This is a genomic window from Pseudomonas viridiflava (assembly GCF_001642795.1).
Taxonomy (GTDB): domain Bacteria; phylum Pseudomonadota; class Gammaproteobacteria; order Pseudomonadales; family Pseudomonadaceae; genus Aquipseudomonas; species Aquipseudomonas viridiflava.
The window spans coordinates 76213-93469 of sequence record NZ_LKEH01000035.1; the positions used below are offsets into that span (position 1 = coordinate 76213).

The 17257-nt window shown below is 60.5% G+C and carries 18 protein-coding genes; 2 read left to right on the forward strand and 16 right to left on the reverse strand.

The window, feature by feature from the left end; genetic code table 11:
* Nucleotides 1-43: 43 nt before the first annotated feature.
* The 16 genes from fis to cpaB all read right to left on the reverse strand — a co-directional run bounded on the left by fis (nt 44) and on the right by cpaB (nt 15978).
* Nucleotides 44-364: a DNA-binding transcriptional regulator Fis gene (gene fis / locus AO065_RS19825; RefSeq protein ID WP_002555375.1), complete on the reverse strand. Its 321-nt coding sequence runs from the start codon at nt 362-364 to the stop codon at nt 44-46.
* Complete coding sequence (dusB, locus tag AO065_RS19830) at nt 361-1374, reverse strand: tRNA dihydrouridine synthase DusB (protein ID WP_004885772.1); 1014 nt, start codon at nt 1372-1374, stop codon at nt 361-363. The genes fis and dusB overlap by 4 nt, the downstream gene beginning before the upstream one ends.
* Nucleotides 1375-1691: 317 nt before the next feature.
* Complete coding sequence (locus AO065_RS19835) at nt 1692-3053, reverse strand: DUF3426 domain-containing protein (RefSeq protein WP_004885770.1); 1362 nt, start codon at nt 3051-3053, stop codon at nt 1692-1694.
* Nucleotides 3054-3077: 24 nt separating this feature from the next.
* Nucleotides 3078-3956 carry a 50S ribosomal protein L11 methyltransferase gene (prmA, locus tag AO065_RS19840; protein ID WP_004885768.1) on the reverse strand — a complete coding sequence of 293 codons (879 nt, stop codon included), beginning with the start codon at nt 3954-3956 and terminating at the stop codon, nt 3078-3080.
* Between the two features lie 125 nt (nt 3957-4081).
* Nucleotides 4082-5425, reverse strand: coding sequence for an acetyl-CoA carboxylase biotin carboxylase subunit (gene accC, locus AO065_RS19845; protein ID WP_004885758.1), 1344 nt, complete (start codon nt 5423-5425; stop codon nt 4082-4084).
* Between the two features lie 17 nt (nt 5426-5442).
* Nucleotides 5443-5901, reverse strand: coding sequence for an acetyl-CoA carboxylase biotin carboxyl carrier protein (accB, locus tag AO065_RS19850; RefSeq protein ID WP_004885755.1), 459 nt, complete (start codon nt 5899-5901; stop codon nt 5443-5445).
* A gap of 79 nt (nt 5902-5980) precedes the next feature.
* A complete protein-coding gene (aroQ, locus tag AO065_RS19855) occupies nt 5981-6433 on the reverse strand; it encodes a type II 3-dehydroquinate dehydratase (RefSeq protein WP_004885752.1) in 453 nt (150 codons plus the stop codon).
* A 128-nt stretch (nt 6434-6561) separates the two neighbouring features.
* Complete coding sequence (locus AO065_RS19860) at nt 6562-8346, reverse strand: protein-disulfide reductase DsbD (RefSeq protein WP_004885750.1); 1785 nt, start codon at nt 8344-8346, stop codon at nt 6562-6564.
* A gap of 112 nt (nt 8347-8458) precedes the next feature.
* Complete coding sequence (locus AO065_RS19865) at nt 8459-8752, reverse strand: DUF3613 domain-containing protein (protein WP_004885747.1); 294 nt, start codon at nt 8750-8752, stop codon at nt 8459-8461.
* Nucleotides 8749-9477 (reverse strand): tetratricopeptide repeat protein, encoded by a 729-nt coding sequence (locus AO065_RS19870; RefSeq protein WP_004885745.1) that lies wholly within the window; start codon nt 9475-9477, stop codon nt 8749-8751. Before AO065_RS19870 ends, AO065_RS19865 begins: the two co-directional genes overlap by 4 nt.
* Before the next feature lie 28 nt (nt 9478-9505).
* Nucleotides 9506-10390, reverse strand: coding sequence for a type II secretion system F family protein (locus AO065_RS19875; RefSeq protein WP_004885742.1), 885 nt, complete (start codon nt 10388-10390; stop codon nt 9506-9508).
* 2 nt (nt 10391-10392) lie between these two features.
* On the reverse strand, nt 10393-11277 hold the full coding sequence (locus AO065_RS19880; protein WP_004885738.1) for a type II secretion system F family protein: 885 nt from the start codon (nt 11275-11277) through the stop codon (nt 10393-10395).
* 18 nt (nt 11278-11295) lie between these two features.
* The gene (locus AO065_RS19885) at nt 11296-12552 is read right to left on the reverse strand and encodes a TadA family conjugal transfer-associated ATPase (RefSeq protein WP_004885736.1); all 1257 of its coding nucleotides are present in this window, start codon (nt 12550-12552) and stop codon (nt 11296-11298) included.
* The gene (locus AO065_RS19890; protein ID WP_004885734.1) at nt 12552-13742 is read right to left on the reverse strand and encodes a CpaE/TadZ family protein; all 1191 of its coding nucleotides are present in this window, start codon (nt 13740-13742) and stop codon (nt 12552-12554) included. Before AO065_RS19890 ends, AO065_RS19885 begins: the two co-directional genes overlap by 1 nt.
* On the reverse strand, nt 13739-14998 hold the full coding sequence (locus AO065_RS19895; protein WP_004885732.1) for a type II and III secretion system protein family protein: 1260 nt from the start codon (nt 14996-14998) through the stop codon (nt 13739-13741). Before AO065_RS19895 ends, AO065_RS19890 begins: the two co-directional genes overlap by 4 nt.
* 20 nt (nt 14999-15018) lie before the next feature.
* Nucleotides 15019-15978 carry a Flp pilus assembly protein CpaB gene (gene cpaB / locus AO065_RS19900; protein WP_004885729.1) on the reverse strand — a complete coding sequence of 320 codons (960 nt, stop codon included), beginning with the start codon at nt 15976-15978 and terminating at the stop codon, nt 15019-15021.
* 363 nt (nt 15979-16341) lie between these two features.
* Between cpaB and AO065_RS19905 the strand changes: the two genes are divergently transcribed.
* Both AO065_RS19905 and AO065_RS19910 read left to right on the forward strand, forming a co-directional pair.
* Nucleotides 16342-16530: a Flp family type IVb pilin gene (locus AO065_RS19905; protein ID WP_004885726.1), complete on the forward strand. Its 189-nt coding sequence runs from the start codon at nt 16342-16344 to the stop codon at nt 16528-16530.
* Between the two features lie 89 nt (nt 16531-16619).
* A complete protein-coding gene (locus AO065_RS19910; protein WP_004885724.1) occupies nt 16620-17027 on the forward strand; it encodes a response regulator in 408 nt (135 codons plus the stop codon).
* Nucleotides 17028-17257: the final 230 nt, after the last annotated feature.

The window sequence follows — 17257 nt, forward strand, 5'->3', positions numbered from 1 at the left end:
AGGCGACCGCTGTCAGGTGGGTCGCCTTTTCTGTTTTGAATGCTTAAAGCAGATCGTACTGTTTGAGTTTCTTGCGCAGCGTGCCGCGATTGAGGCCCAGCAGCTCGGAGGCCTTGGTCTGGTTGCCCTTGACGTAGTTCATCACGCTTTCCAGAAGCGGAGCCTCGACTTCCGACAACACCAGGTTGTAGACGTCAGTGACGGATGCGCCTTCGAGGTGGGCGAAATAATTGTGCAACGCCTTCTCGACACTGCCGCGCAGGGTCTGACCCTCTTCGCTCGGCGTGTTCAGGTGTTGTTTCAGATTGACGTTGTCGCTCACGGGTGTTGTTCCACTCACTAAAGTCTCGGTCATCATCGTCATGCGGCCACCTCTTTATCGTTCTGGTTATCCGGGCCCTTGCAGCCTTGGCTGAAGAACTCCCGAACGTTGGCGCACTGTGCTTCCGTATCTTCCAATCGATTGAATCGGGCGCGAAACTCCCTGGCGCCCGGCAAGGTTGCGAGATACCAGCCGACATGTTTGCGTGCAATTCGCACGCCCATCACGTCGCCATAGAAAACATGAAGCGCTGCCAGATGCTCCAGCAGAATCCGCTCCACCTCACCGATCTGCAGCGCCGGGAGTTTCTCGCCGGTACGCAGGTAGTGGTCTATCTCGCGAAAAATCCACGGCCGCCCTTGGGCTGCCCTGCCAATCAATAACCCGTCCGCTCCGGTGGCCTGCAGTACATACCGGGCTTTTTCAGGTGAATCGATGTCGCCGTTTGCAAATACAGGGATCGACACGGCCTGCTTGATGGCGGCAATCGTGTCGTACTCGGCTTCACCGGTGTAAAGGTCTGCACGGGTTCGCCCGTGAACCGCGAGGGCCTGAATGCCGGCCTGCTCGGCGATTCTTGCGACGGTAAGCCCGTTTTTGTTCTCCCGGTCCCAGCCGGTGCGTATCTTCAGCGTGACCGGCACATCGACCGCAGCCACCACGGCCTGCAGGATCTCGGTCACCAGTTGTTCGTCTTTCAACAGCGCTGAACCGGCTGCCTTGTTGCATACCTTCTTGGCCGGGCAGCCCATGTTGATGTCGATGATCTGGGCGCCCAGCTCGACATTGGCACGTGCCGCGTCCGCCAGCATCTGCGGGTCGCCACCGGCGATCTGTACCGAGCGGGGCTCGGGATCACCTTCGTGGATCATGCGCAGACGCGATTTGCGGCTGTTCCACAGGCTCATGTCGCTGGTCACCATTTCCGAGACCACCAGCCCTGCGCCGAGTTGACGGCACAGCTGACGGAAAGGCTGGTCAGTGACGCCCGCCATCGGGGCGAGGATCAAGCCGTTCTGCAATGTATATGGGCCGATGCGTACCGCCGACATAGCCTTACCTATAGTGGGGCCGAATCATCCGCAGGCCGTGTAAACAACCGTTTCACACGGTCTGCAACGGGTCGTTCAGCCAGCTGCTTGTGCAACCGTCAGACCGAGCCGAGAGTTTGAAAAAGGGTGGGCATGATACCCGCTCTCGATGACTGGATAAAGGCTGAATTGGATAAAATCTGAACAACTTTTTCCATCTCGGCAAGGCCGGGATTCCAGAGCGATTGTCAGGGAATGCCTGGCGAAAATGCTGGGTTGTTCGGGGAAAACAACAGATAAAGCAGGTCTGTGCAGGGTGGTTTCACCCTGCAGGATCGCTATTCGGGCGAACGGAAGTTCAGGCTGTAATTCACGGCCTTCGCCCCCGGATCGAGGATATCCAGCGCAATATGGATAGGAGTCTGCGGCGGCATCTCTTCCTTGCCCGCCATTTCGCCGCTCAGGTATTCGCCCGGTTTGAACCGACGACTGGCAATGAGTTGACCGCTGGTATCGGCAAACCGCAGCTCCAGCAGCGGAAACGGCTGGGAGAACGAGGCGCGGTTGTAGATGATTGCATCCACGATCAGGGCACCCTGAAACTCGGGATGACTGCGCACCACCAGGTTGCTGCTTTTGAGCAGGGAAATGTCGACTTTCGACGGCACCTTGCAGCCAATCTGCGGGCACAATTGCTGGAACCATGGACGGTATTGATCCTGGCGCGCCAACTGATCGAAGTGATACCAGATGTATTGCCCGGCAAGTCCCACGAGGGCCAGCAGGATCAGCAGTGCCCACGCAAGGCGACGGCCCGATCGCGGCTTTGGTGGCTGCCAGTCCAGTTGCAGAGGATCGTCCGTCAGGTCGATCAGGGGCTTGTCGCGTACGGCGGGTTCATTGCGCGTGCGTTTGCTGCGCGGATCTGGTTCCGGCTCGTCGTTGACGTATTCGTCATCATGATCATCGATGTCATCGTCGTCGACTGCGGACCAGCGTTCGACTTTTTCGGTTGCAGGCTGTTTGCGCAGACTGACCGGCGGCGCCATAGGCTCGTCATCGTCCAGGTGGTTGCCTGCGGACAGCGACGGTTCGGTGCGGTCGTTGTCGGACGGGTGGCCGTGCTCGTCATCATCATGATGCGCAGGCTCGTCGACCACTTCGGCCTGCAGTTCAGGTAGATGACTGACGTCATCGTTGTGCAGCGTGTCGACCCATGCGGATTCATCCGCTTTGGGGTTGTCACGCTGCGCCGTCAGCATGCTGTCATCGTTACGGTTGTGGCGCGCAAAGCTGTCTGACCGCGGGTTGTCGCGCTTTTCGAGGCGCGCCAGTTCTTCGTCCAGGTTCAGGTTGTCCAGATCCATTTCGCTGACCTGCCACAGATCCTCGTCTTCGTCCTGAACTCTGGGTGGCTCGATACGGGCTGGCGCAGCAGGCTCTGCAGTGGGCACCTGCGCAACGGGCAGAGTGAGCTGAAGAGGCTCGGCAATCGGCGGTTCGACGATCAATGGCGCGTCGGTCTGCATCGGTTTCCCGGCCTCGTCGCTTGCTCGCTGCTCCAGCAATTGTCGGGCGGCGTTGAAGACCTGCAGGCAGGCGCCGCAGCGCACCACGCCGCGTGCCACGCTCAGTTGCGCGTGGCTGACTCGGAAACTGGTCTGGCAGTGGGGGCACTGGGTGACGAAACTGTCGGTCATGCGGCGGTCCGGTTCAGGCGGCGGTTAACGGCGACGGCCCGTGATGCGTACCCAGCCATCACGGTTCGCGATCGGGTCCAGATCGAATGTAGCAGCATAGGCTGCAGCCACGTCTTCTCCCTGTTCGGCCAGAATGCCGGACAGCGCGAGACGCCCGCCCGGCCTGACCAGTTCTGCCAGTTGCGGGGCCAGTGACACCAGCGGGCCGGCCAGAATATTGGCGACCAGTACATCGGCGGGTTCACGGGGCAGGTCTTCCGGCAGGTAGAGCGCAAAGCGTTGTTCGGCGATGTTGTTGCGCCCGGCGTTATCACGGGAGGCTTCAAGGGCCTGCACGTCAATGTCGGTGCCGACCGCCTGTTCGGCGCCCAGCAACAGTGCGGCGATGGCCAGAATGCCCGATCCGCAGCCGAAATCCAGCACGTTGCAGCCCTTGAGGTCCTGACTGTCGAGCCATTCCAGGCACAGTGCGGTGGTCGGGTGCGTGCCGGTGCCGAACGCCAGGCCTGGATCGAGCAGCAGATTCACCGCCTCAGGCTCGGGTGCGGCATGCCAGCTCGGGACGATCCACAGGCGCTGGCCAAAGCGCATTGGTTGGAAGTTGTCCATCCAGCTGCGTTCCCAGTCCTGGTCTTCAATGACTTCGGCGGTGTGCTCGGGCAATTCGGCGTCAGTCAGCAGGCGCAGGTGCGCCAGCGCCATATCGGCGTCCGTGTCGGCTTCGAACAGCGCCAGCAGGTGGGTGTGTGCCCACAGCGGCGTTGTGTTGAGTTCGGGTTCGAAAATCGGCTGGTCTTCAGCGTCCATGAAGGTCACGGACACGGCGCCGACTTCGAGAAGAGCGTCTTCGTAGGTTTCGGCTTGTTCTGGGCTGATGGCGAGACGGACTTGCAGCCAAGGCATGGCGGATTACCTTCGATTCAAAAATAAGTGCGGGCTTGGCCGCGAGAAGCGGGCAAGTTTACTTCCAAGCGGTGCAAACAACAAAGCCGCATCACTGCGGCTTCGTCGTTTTGAAACACACTGGCTTATTGATTGGCCAGTTTGTGCTCCAGGTAGTGAATGTTGACGCCGCCTTCGCAGAAGCCTTCATCACGGGTCAGATCACGGTGCAGCGGGATGTTGGTCTTGATCCCGTCGACCACGATTTCGTCCAGGGCGTTGCGCATGCGTGCCATGGCCTCTTCGCGGGTCGCGCCCCAGGTGATCAGTTTGCCGATCAGCGAGTCGTAGTTCGATGGCACCTTGTAACCGCTGTACAGGTGCGAGTCGACACGAACGCCGTTACCGCCCGGCGCATGGAAATGCTTGACTAGGCCTGGGCTCGGGATGAAGGTTTTCGGATCTTCAGCGTTGATCCGGCACTCCAGCGAATGACCCTTGATGACTACGTCATCCTGAGTAAACGAGAGCTTGTTGCCGGCGGCGATGCTGAGCATCTCCTTGACGATGTCGATACCGGTGACCATCTCCGAAACCGGGTGCTCCACCTGAACACGCGTGTTCATTTCGATGAAGTAGAAGCGGCCGTTCTCGTACAGGAACTCGAACGTGCCCGCGCCGCGGTAGCCGATGTCGACGCATGCCTTGACGCAGGCAGCGAAGACGTCTTTGCGCGCCTGCTCATCGATGAACGGAGCCGGTGCTTCTTCCAGTACTTTCTGGTGGCGGCGTTGCAGCGAGCAGTCACGATCACCGAGGTGAATCGCGTTGCCCTGGCCGTCGGAAATGACCTGGATTTCCACGTGACGCGGGTTGGTCAGGTATTTTTCCAGATAGACCATCGGGTTGCTGAACCAGGCAGCCGCTTCGGCGCGGGTCTGGGCAGCAGCTTCGATCAGGTCTTCTTCCTTGTGAACCACGCGCATGCCGCGACCACCACCGCCACCGGCGGCCTTGATGATCACCGGGTAGCCGACTTCACGCCCGATACGCAGCGCAGTGGCTTCGTCTTCAGGCAGCGGACCGTCGGAACCTGGAACGGTAGGCACGTTGGCGCGTTTCATGGCGTCCTTCGCCGATACCTTGTCGCCCATCAGGCGAATGGTGTCGGCCTTGGGGCCGATGAAGGCAAAACCCGATTTCTCGACCTGCTCGGCAAAGTCGGCGTTTTCCGCGAGAAAGCCATAGCCCGGGTGAATCGCCGTGGCGCCGGTGACTTCGGCGGCCGCGATGATTGCAGGGATGTGCAGATAGGACAGGTTGGCTGGCGCCGGACCGATACAGACAGTTTCGTCTGCCAGGCCCAGGTGCATCAACTCGCGATCGGCCGTGGAGTGTACAGCGACGGTCTTGATGCCCAGTTCCTTACAGGCACGCAAGATGCGCAAGGCAATTTCGCCGCGGTTGGCGATCAGAACTTTTTCCAACATCGCAGGCTCTCCCCGGTTCAAACGATTGTGAACAGCGGCTGGTCAAATTCAACCGGCTGACCGTTTTCTACCAGGATGGATTCGACCACACCGGCTTTCTCGGCAGTGATGTGGTTCATCATTTTCATCGCTTCAACGATGCAGATGGTGTCGCCGACCTTGACGGTCTTGCCCACTTCAACGAATGCAGGCGAAGTCGGCGCAGGGGTGCGGTAGAACGTACCGACCATTGGCGATTTGACGACGTGGCCGTTCAGCGCAGGTGCCGATGGCGCTTCAGCAGCAACCGGGGCGGCTGGCGCAGGTGCGGCAACCGGTGCAGCTACAGGCGCTGGCGCCGGTGCGTAATACGGTTGCGCCGGGGTCTTGCTGTGACGGCTGATTCGTACGGACTCTTCGCCTTCACGAATTTCCAGTTCGTCGATGCCGGACTCTTCCAGCAATTCGATCAGTTTCTTGACTTTGCGAATATCCATCAATCATCAACTCCCAAGGGGTCTGTAAGTCAGTTCGGCAGCCGGTTCAAGCCATGAGGTCAGCGTCTGGCTGCACCATTCATGGCCTGGAACCAACGGCCAATTGTTCCAGGGCGGCCTCCAGGGCCAGTCGGTAACCGCTGGCGCCAAGGCCGCAGATCACTCCTACAGCGACATCTGAAAAGTAGGAGTGATGGCGGAAAGGTTCGCGTTTGTGCACGTTTGACAAATGCACTTCGATGAATGGGATGCTCACTCCCATCAGCGCGTCACGTATTGCCACACTTGTATGCGTAAAAGCGGCCGGATTGATCAAAATAAAGTCCACACCTTCGTCGCGAGCGGCGTGAATTCGGTCGATCAGCTCGTATTCGGCGTTGCTTTGCAGGTACATCAGATGGTGGCCAGCGTCGCGGGCGCGCTGTTCCAGGTCCTGATTGATCTGGGGCAGGGTGACTGTGCCGTAGACACCCGGTTCCCGAGTGCCCAGCAGATTCAGGTTAGGTCCGTGAAGAACCAGAATGGTCGCCATTGTGTAGTCCTTTTATTGTCTGCGAGCGTTTACGCCCGGCGACTATGCCGGAAGGGCAAAGGACTGTCCAGTTAACAACAGTAGCCAGCACGATGAGCGATATTCGCGCAAAGTTTGTGACTCAGGCGCTAGATTTGGTCATTTGCTCCATTCAGACGCTCGATCAGCCCCGCAGCGTCGATTTCGCCGACGACCCGAACGTTTTGCAGTTCTTCGCCGCTTTTGCTGAAAAACAGCAACGCTGGTGGGCCGAACAGCTTGTAGCGATCCAGCAGTGCGCGTTGCTCGGCGTTGCTGTCCGTCATGTCGAACTTCACCAGCCGATAGCCCGACAATCCTGCAACAACGCCCGGATCGGGCAGCACTTCATGTTCGATGACCTTGCAGCTGATACACCAGTCGGCGTACCAGTCCAGCATCAGGGGTTTGCCGTCGCGCTTCGCTTCGTCGAGCACGCGGTCCAGTTCTGCGGAGGTGGTGATGGTTTGCCATGGGTTGGTTGCCAACGCTACCGCGCCGCTGCTGGCCGTCGTCTGCGCGCGGCCCAGCGGACGTGTGGGATCGGTCTGGCCCGTCAATGCGCCGTACCAGCATGCCAGAGCGTAGACCAATAGCAGCAGGCCGATGAGTTGGGCGAGCTTTTGGCGAGGCGTTTTGTCGGTCAGTTGCAGCGTACCCATGAACAGCGCTACGCCAGCACTCAACAAACCGACCAGCAACAGGGTGATCTGGCCGGGCAGAACGCGACTGAGCAAGCCGATGGCCAATGCCAGGAGCAACACGCCGATAGCGTTTTTTACCGTGACCAGCCATGGTCCGCTTTTCGGCAGCCAGGCCGCGCCACCGGTAGCCACCAGCAACAGCGGGGCGCCCATGCCCAGGCCCAATGCGAAGAGTTTCAAGGCGCCGCCCACTGCATCGCCGCTGGCACTGATATACAGCAGCGCGCCCGCCAGAGGTGCTGAAACGCAGGGCGATACCAGCAGGCTGGAAACTACGCCCAACACCGCAGCGCCCCACAGCGAGCCGCCTTCGGTCTTGCCCGCAATGCGATCAAGCCGATTGCTCAGGCCCTGCGGCAGGCGCAGTTCGAAGAGGCCGAACATGGCAATGGCGAAAATGACGAAGAAGGCCGAGAAGGGCACCAGCACCCAGGCCGATTGCAGGCGTGCCTGCAGATTGAGACCCGCGCCGAACATGCCCATCAGCGCACCGAGCAATGCAAAACAGATCGCCATCGGCAGCACGTAGGCCAGTGACAGGCTCAAACCACGCAGACCACCGACCTGTCCGCGCAGTACCACGCCGGACAGAATCGGCAGCATCGGCAGCACGCACGGTGTAAAGGTCAGGCCCACGCCTGCCAGGAAAAACAGTGCCAGCTCTTTCCAGCTCCACGGTGTTTTTGCAACGGACGCTGACGTGGAAGCAGACTGACTGGCCTTCACGTCACCAATGTCCAGCCGCTCGGTCTCGGGCGGATAGCACAAGCCCTTGTCGGCACAGCCCTGATAGGTCACAGCAAGGGTAAAAGGTCGCTCTTCGCCGGGTTTGCGCGGTAGATCGATGTCCAGAATGCCGTGGTAGACCTCGACATCGCCGAAGTACTCGTCGTGTTTCTGCTCGCCTTTGGGCAGTTGCGCTTCGCCCAGGCCAATGTCGGCGGGCTCGGTGCGGAACTGAAAGCGATGGCGATACAGGTAGTAGCCTTCGGTGGCGACGAAACGCAGCTTGATCGATTGCGGTGTGGTTTCAATCAGGCTCAGTTGAAAGGCCTGACGAACCGGCAGGAATTGCTTGCTGTTATCGAGGGCCGCGCCACCCAGAGTCGGGGCGGGACGATCGTCCAGCAGGCTTGCGCCGAAAGCGGGCAAGGTCAGGATCAACAGCATCAGGCATAGCAAGCGGCGCATGGCAGTCCAGAATCTCGGAACTCGAAGTTGGCGCATGATAACGGAGTGCTTCGTCGCGTGCTGCGGCAAGGAGTGTAAGAGCCAGTTTCAGGAGGACTCCGAAGGGTCGATCCTACTTGCCGGAAGAAACGCTGCCACCGGCTTTCTGGTCGTAATACGCCGGTATCTCATGCTTGTAGGTGTCAAGCCATCGTTGCAGGCTGAGGTCACGCTCGGCAGAGGTGCTGGTCTGAGGTATCGCAGAAGCGGCAGACCCTTTGGCCTGCACATTCAGCCAGGTTTCGGTCTGGCTCTGGCCTGCAGGCTGACTTTTTGACGAGGTGCCGCCATCAATGGCCCTAGCGCCAGATGAAAAAACGATTGCGGCAGCGCACATGATGCAGAACGTCCGGGTTGTACGGGTCATGGTCGTGCTCCTTGGCCTGGCTGATCAAGCCTGGCGGTGATCGGGGTCTTCAGGGCCGCAGGCTGAGCGGCCGTGACCTTGAGCTTTTCAGCGCGCGCGGTCGCGTCGGTGATCTGCTCGGGCGTCAGGTTGGCCCGTGATGCCAGTTCGGCTGCCTGCTTCCAGTTGTCCTGATAAATCAGCAGCGTGACCAGATTCACCGCTGCCAGCGGATCGGACTGCTTGAGTTCCATGGCCGTCAGAAACTGAAAGCGCGCCTGTTCAAGCTTCAACTGATTCAGATAGACCACACCCAGGTCATTGCGGATTTTTTCATCGGTCGGCTCCAGTTTGCTGGCCCTGAGCAAATGCTGTTGAGCCTGGACGTTGTCGCCACGTGCGGCGGCCAGTTGCCCCAGGCCATGTTCACCCTGAGCCGCGCGGCAGGTGCCGAGCAGGCTGCGGTACAGCGGCTCCGCTTCGTTACTGCCCAGCAGCCGCAACACACGGGCCTTGCGCAGGCGCACTTCGCCCAGGTTGTCCGGCAGTTCTTCCAGATGGGCGAGGCTGGCGTGCAGGCGGCCTTCGTCCGCCATGTTCTGGGCCAGATTCAGGGCCAGTTCCTGATCCGATGTCAGTTTGGGGCAGCTCTGAGCCTGAGTGGATGACTGGATCCAGAGGGTGCTGCCGTCGCTGGCGCAGCCGGTCAGCATCAATAATCCGAGTAACGTGATGATTGCCTTCATTGCATCTCTTCCTTGAACAACCTGAACCTCAGCCGCCCAGAGCACGGCTCAGGGCGACAAAACTGGGGCCTGCCAGCACGATCAGCAGCGCGGGAAACAGAAACAGCATCATGACCACCGACATCTTCGCCGACAGCTTGGAGATGTACTCCTGCAGGCGCGTCAGGCGGCGGTCGTCGATCAATTGTTTGAGGGTCAGCAGCGATTTCAACGCACCGCCGCCCTGATGGATCAACTGGTTGAGAATCACGCAGGTGTCGCTGAATTCATCCACATCCATCAGGATCGAGGCCTTGCGCAGCTCTTCACCCAGCTCCAGACCGGAGTCGACCCGGGTAAGAATGACGCGGATTTCTTCCGACAGGACCGGCAGCAGGTCCTTGCCTTCACTGCTGAGTACTCGCAACGCCTGCTCCACCGCCATGCCGGATTCGAACAGAATGCGCAGCAACGGGATGAAGGTGGATATCTCGACGACGACCTGTTTCTGACGCGCCTTGGCGTAGGCGGCCAGAACCCTTTTAGGCAGCAAGTAACCGATGCACAGCGCGAACATGGGCGCCACCAGCGGCTGTGAAACCTCCTTGAAGAACAGCATCTGAGCCAGTACGACCACGGTAACCAGCCCGAGCGGCACGCCGATCTGGCAGGCCGCGTACAACGAGCGCTTGCTGGCCCGCCGCCAGCCGACCCGGTTAAGCAGCAATTGCGTTTCGCTGTCCAGGCTGACAGTGCGCTGGCCCAGGCGCGTGTCACCCAACAGGCGCAGCCAACTGCCGATGCGGCTTTCGCGCACGGTTTGGCCCTTCAGACGCTGAGTCACCAATCGTTCACTGCGACGCTGGCGGGCGATGCTGGACAGCACCAGCAGAGCGGCAGCCACCAGCATCATTGCGCACAGTGCGATGGCCATTTTCAGATACTCCGCAACATGCGCCACAGCGCCAGACAGCCCACTACCTGCAGAATGAAGGCTGCCATCAGCATGATCCGGCCGCCGCTGTCGTTCCACATGTGGATGAGATAAGTCGGGTTCACCGCCAGAAAGTAGCCCGCCATGCCCACTGGCAGCAGCGCCAGTACAACAGAGGTCATGCGCGTCTCGCCGGTCATGGCGCGCAATTGACGACTGGCCTGTTCCCGCTCGCGAATCAACCTGATCAGGTTTTCCATCAGCTCGCTGGCGTTGCCGCCGTAGCGGTGGTTGACGCGCAGGCCCAGTGCAAACAGGTGAAACTCGTCACGTTCATACAGTTCGGCGAAGTCCCGTGCAGCATCCGGCAGGCCGACGCCCAGTTGCACGTTACGTTCGATGCGGCTCATGCCGTCGCGCAGCGGCTGGTCGGCGGCTTCTATGCCATGCAGAACGGCGTCCGCCAGCGTTCTGCCGGACTTGAGGCTGCGAACTGTGTGATCGAGCAACTGCGGCAACTGCTCGACCATGCGTCGCACTCGCTTGTGATAGCGCCACGAAACGAACAGCCGCAGCATCAATGGCATGCCGATCAGACCGATTGCGGCGCCAAACCAGCCGAACATGGCATAGCCGATCAGGATCATGGCCGCCCATGTCATCAGTAGTAGCCGAAAACGCTCGGTCGGGTGGCCCAGACCTGCGCGCAGGAAGGCCCGGTCCAGATAGGCCCAGCCAGGTCTTTCGACGATTGGCTGTACCTGGCCTGCGATCAGGCGCTCCATGATCCGCTCGCTGTCGGCCCGACTCAACGCCGTCAGGAACAGCCAGGCCGAAGCGCATAGCAACAGCGCGGCGATAATTGCCAGCCACAGTGATGCGCTCATGTCAGGGCCTCCTTCGCCTCAGTATCCGGGTCGCAGCTTTTCGCCGGCGGCATGCATTGCTTCGCGCTGGAACCCGAACCCGGTGCGGCGATCCAGACGGAACAGGGTGTTGGTGACATAGATGTCATCGCGGATGCCCACGACTTCCACTACTTCACTGACCGCCCGGCGTCCGTCGGGCAGGCGCGTCAGCTGAATGATCACGTCCAGCGCCGCGCAGATCATCTGCCTGAGGGTCTTTTCCGGAATCTGCCGCCCGGTCAGACCGACCAGCGTTTCCAGACGCAGCAGGGCGTCCTGGGCATTGTTGGCGTGTACCGTGCTCATCGAACCATCGTGACCGGTGTTCATGGCGGTCAGTACGTCCAGCACCTCGACGCCGCGGATCTCGCCGAGAATGATGCGGTCCGGGCGCATCCGCAGCGAGTTGCGGATCAGGTCGCTGGCGCGGACTTCACCGTGACCTTCGGCGTTGGGCGGTCGGGTTTCCAGACGGACAACGTGTGGGTGATTGAGCTGAAGTTCGGCCACGTCCTCGATGGTCACAAGACGCTGGTGCATGTCGACCAGCTGGCTGAGTACGTTGAGCATAGTGGTCTTGCCCGTGCCGGTCCCGCCGCTGACCAGTATGTTGCAGCGCTTGCCTACGGCCTCGGCAAAGAAGTCGAAGATCGGCTGATCGATGGTCTGCATCGCCACCAGGTCCGCGCTTTTGAACATCTCGCGACGGAATTTCCGGATCGACAGGCACGGCCCGTCCAGGGCAATGGGCGGGATGATCGCGTTGACGCGGCTGCCATCGGGAAGTCGTGCATCAACCATGGGGGACGATTCGTCGAGTCGGCGCCCCAACGGCGCAAGAATGCGTTGCATGACGCGCTCGACGTGATGCGAGTCGATGAAACGCAGGTCGGTGTGATGCAGCACTCCGTCACGCTCGACAAAGACCTTGCTCGGTCCGTTGACGAGGATTTCTGTTATCGAGTCGTCGCGCAGCAGGACTTCCAACGGGCCGAAACCGGTCAGTTCGTCGACCAGTTCTTCTGCCAGACGCTCCATTTCGTAGCGTGAAATGGCCAGTCGCAGGCGAGCGACGTACTCGGCAACCTTGTCGATGACAAACTGCGCCAGCACCGGCCGTGAACCTTCCAGCAGGTTTTTGCCGCTTTCTTCGATGCCGTCGATGATGTAGCGGTGCAGCACCAGTTTCAGACCCTGTCCGTCATCGGCGTTGTTTTGCGAGCGCGAAGAGACGCCAAACAGTTTTTCCGGCATTACCTGTTCCCCCATAGCCGGGCCAGCCAGCCTTGTCCGGGTTTGTCCTGGGCTTCGGAGTTGCTTGCCAGATGCTCGCCCAGTTTGCGCAGCCCGGAACACAGCGAATCCCGCGAGGCCAGCTCGAACAGCGTCACGCCCTGATTCTTGGCGTTGAGGCGCAATTCCGGGGCGTAGGGCAGCACGGCGCGTACCGGCAGGCCGAATGTCTTGCCGATGGTGTCCGAATTGGGCGCCACCGACCGCAGGTAGCGATCGACCAGCAGCCCTGCGTGTTGCAGCTTCATGCCTTTTTCGCGCCACAGGTTGAGCACGTTCAGATTGCGTCGACAGCCCAGCACGCTCTGGTCTGTGTACCAGAGCAACTGGTCGCAGTGACTGACCAGCGTGCGCAACGCCTCACTGTCCGGCTGGCCGACCAGATTCACGATCACGTGCTGAAAGTGCTGGCGCAGGGCGCTGAGCAGCATGTACAGCTCCGCGGCGCTGGATTGCTCGAGGTGGTCGTCGGCTTCGGTGTAGGCGAGGATCCGCAAGCCGCTTTGGTGGGTCGTGAAAGCGCTGTCGATCAGTGTCGCATCGAGCCTGCGCAAGTGGCGCAGGGCATCGCCAAAGCTGAACGAGGATTCCAGGCCGAGCATGGCCAGGCTGTCACCGCGCGGCAGACCCAGGTCCAACAGCAGGGTTCGCTGTCCGGCTTTCTGTACCGTCATGGCCAGATGCGAGGCGATCAAGGCACCGTCGCCATCGCTTTGCGCGCCATACAGCATCGACAGCCCGCTCATGTTGAGGCTGGGCGCTACGGCAGGCAGGCGTTTGCTCAGGCGCCGGACCAGCCCCGCCACTTCACTGGAGCGTGACCCGTAGGCCACGAAATCCCGTGCCCCGGCCCGCATCGCGTTGAGCACCAACTGGTTATCCATGCCGTCGCCCAGCGCAACAATCGCCAGCATCGGTTTGGCTTCCAGTGCGCCCTCGATCAGCGCGCTCTGGTTCACCAGATGTTCCCGGTCCAGGCCCACGAACACCACGCTGGCGAAGGTGACATCCACCAGTGCCAACAGGTCATCCAGGCTTCCGGTGCCCGCGCTGACCACTTGGCCCAGCGAGCCCAGCGCGCCTTGCAGCCACTCAAGGTCCGTGGTGTTGCGGGTGATTGCCAGAAACGTCTGGCTCAGGCTCTGACTCATTGGGACAAACCGCCCTGACGATCGAAGTCGCCGTTTTCCAGAAAGTACATGCGCAGAAAGCTGGGGTCGTAGTTGCGCAGGCTTTCGCCAGGCAGCGACGGCAGCTGCGCGTTGGCGGCCAGGGGCTGGACGAGGTGCGGGGTGACGATCATCAGCAGTTCGCGCTCATCGCGCTGTATCTGTGAGCTGCGAAAGAACGCGCCCAGAATCGGGATGTCGCCGAGGCCGGGAAACTTGTCCACCGACGAGACGTTGCTGGAGCTGATCAGCCCACTGATCACGAAGCTTTCGCCGTCGGCCAGCGAGATGCTGGTGTCGGTACGCCGGATATTCAGGGCCGGAACCGTGGTGCCTGCGATGGTGATGCCTGCGGAAAAGTCCAGTTCGCTGACCTCCGGAGCGACCTTGAGCAGAATCCGGTCGCGGCCCACCACGGTCGGCGTCAGGGTCAGACGTACGCCGAACTCCTTGTACTCGATGGAAATGCCGTTGCCTTCGCCATTGGGCACCGGCACGGGAAACTCGCCGCCGGCCAGAAAGCTCGCGCTTTGTCCGTTGAGCGCCACCAGGCTCGGGCGCGCCAGCGTATAGGCGAAGCCGCTGTTCTCCATGGCATTGATCATGCCCAGCACCTTGCTGCTGCCACCGCCCCAGACGATGTTGAAGGTGTCGTTGTTCAGCGGAATGCTCGGCCTTGTCCCGCTGACTGTGCCCGGTGTGACATTCACGCCGGGCACGGTGCCGGGCGCGCCGAACAGGAAATTGTTCGAGCCTTTGCCGAAGATCGACGTGCTGGCTTCCTTGAGTTTGCGACGGCTCACTTCGATGAAGCGGATATCGGTCTGGACCTGACTGGGCAATTGCGCTTCAGCAGAGGGCAGGGGCTGTGCATCCACCATCGAAGTGGTCGCACGGCCGCGCACGAACACCATGCTCTGGCGCGGGGCTTTGGAGCAGGCCGTCCAGACCATCAGACTGGTCGTGCCGGGAGCAACGCCGGTGAGCAGAAAACCGTCATTGCTGCTCACATGCACATCGGCGATTTTCGGATCGCCCACGGCAATCCGCGTGATCGCTACCGGCGACTGGACGTTCTGCTGCACGCCCTGGCTGACTTCCACCACGGCGGGCAGCGCCGCGAGCCCGGTGCACTTTTCAGACGCTGCCCAAGCCGATTGGGCCGATTGGGCCGATAAGGCAGTCAACAGCAACGCCAGCAATCTGCGTTTTGTAGCGGACAGGGAACAACAGCTCATCAATGGCAATCCTTGCTCGATCAGGGAGTTTGTTGCGTGATCTGGTTACCGCGTATGACCTCGACTTCATGCTTTGTACGAGGTGCGCCGGTTTGGACGGAGCTCGCTGCCGGACTCAGGCTCAACTGGCTGAAACTGACCATCTGACGATTGGCTGTATCCAGACGCTCGGCCACTGCGTGGGTTGCGCTCTCGCTGGCCCAGTAATCCTGCAGATTGCCCTCTGAGGCGCTGCGCACGGCCAGACGCAACGTACCGCTCTGGGTGGCAAGCATCAGGCGGGCGAGCAAGGCCTGAGGTACGGCCACCACCACAGTGCGAGCGGTGGCGCGGCGCTCTTCCTGTTTGATGCGGTCACTGGCGCTGATGGCATCGACCGGCTTGCCGTCAAGACCCGGTCCGAGCAACTCGCCCACACTCAGGACCCGCAGCGCGGGGACCGCCACCTGACTGGAGCGGCGAGGGTTATCGGTGTCACTGGGCAGAAACAGCAGTACATCCACGTAGTCACCAGGACTCAACTGCCCGGCCGCGCCAGTGACTTCATCCACCGAGAGGGCCAGCGCACGTTCGTGCGGGCGAATCATACGGGCCAGCGTGCCACCGACGTCGAAGCTGCTTTCGTTCAGCCAGGCTCCTGCGGTCAGCGCGCGCCAGCTCATGCGACCGACGACAGGCTCGATGGAGTCGAAACTCCCGACCGGCGCGACCTTGAGGCGTTCCACCGTCAGGTCATCCGCCGTGATCGGCGTGTAGGCCGGAACATCCCGCGCCAGCACAACGACGTTCTGGCGCAAGGTGTCTTCCATCGGAGCGGTGACCGGAGCGGCTGGCACTGCAACAGGCTCTGCAGGCGCCTGCGGAGCAGCGACGGGCTGTTCGGCTTCAGGCTGGCGACTGACGATGATTCCCAGATACCCGGCGATGATCGCGCCCAGCAAAAACAGCACGGCGAGCACCATGGTGATACGACTGCTCATGGCAACTTTCCCTTTGTCATCGCACGACAACCTCGAACCCATGCGTGAACTGCGCAAGCGGGCAAGGATGAACGCATCCATTTCGTTCTATGAAGATAGCCCAACGCCTTCAAAACGCCATTCGACGGCCTATCAAAGTGCCCGTACTTTTGTCGGATTGCGCGCTTTGGCGGGGTACGTGAAGGAGCAGGCGCGGTATGGGCTGGCGGGATCTTTCAGCAAGTCGCGTGTGACGTCGACTATCACTTTTCGACTAATGCTTTATTACGATTGTGGGTTTGGGGAATGGAGACAATGCTGTAGGTGCAGACGGTTTCACATGTGCATGCATGTCGCGCCATTCAGGGCGCAAGGAGAAATAAGATGTTCCTTACCGCGCTTTACGTTGAGTGTCACACCCGGGTCAGTTCATTTATCAAGGACAGGGAGGCGGCGTCAGGTATCGAGTATGCACTGCTGGCAGCGATGGTCGCGGTTGCGCTGGTTGCGTTTGTGCCGGAGATCAGTAGCAGGATCGCTACAATGTTTACCAATATCCAGAATGCGCTGTGATTTGAACGGTAATTGTCCGTGGTGCTCTTTTTCACACGGGGAAATCTGGATATCCTGCTCGCGACGACTCATGTTTAAAGGTATTCACGATGGCCGTCCAGCCTACCCGCCAACAGCTGCTTCTGGTCGATGATGAAGAAGACGCCAATGAAGAATTGGCGGAATTGCTTGAAGGTGAGGGGTTCTGCTGCTTCACGGCTTCTTCGGTAAAGATGGCCTTACAGCAATTGACCCTTCACCCGGACATCGCGTTGGTGATCACCGATCTGCGAATGCCCGAGGAAAGCGGTCTGCAGTTGATCAAACACCTTAGGGAACACACCTCGCGTCAGCACTTGCCGGTGATCGTCACCTCCGGCCATGCCGACATGGACGACGTGAGCGACATGCTGCGGCTGCAGGTGCTGGACCTGTTCCGTAAACCCATCTACCACGTCCGCCTGCTGGAAACCCTGAACAACCTCTTTCCCGAGCCGAAGATCTTTAAGGTTCAGTGAGTCCTTGCCTGCCTGATCGCGCCCATCGCTCCGCGTGAGCATGCATCCAGTGAAGCTCTGCATCGCATTCAAGAGCGGACGCAGAGCGTCCTGAGAGGCGTTACCACGCTGGAGCGTGGGAACGATCATATTCCGCAGACCCTACACTGATCGTGCCCACGCTCCGCGTGGGCATGCCTCCCGTGACGCTCCGCGTCACAAATGGCACAGACTGTGGACTCAGTGAGCCG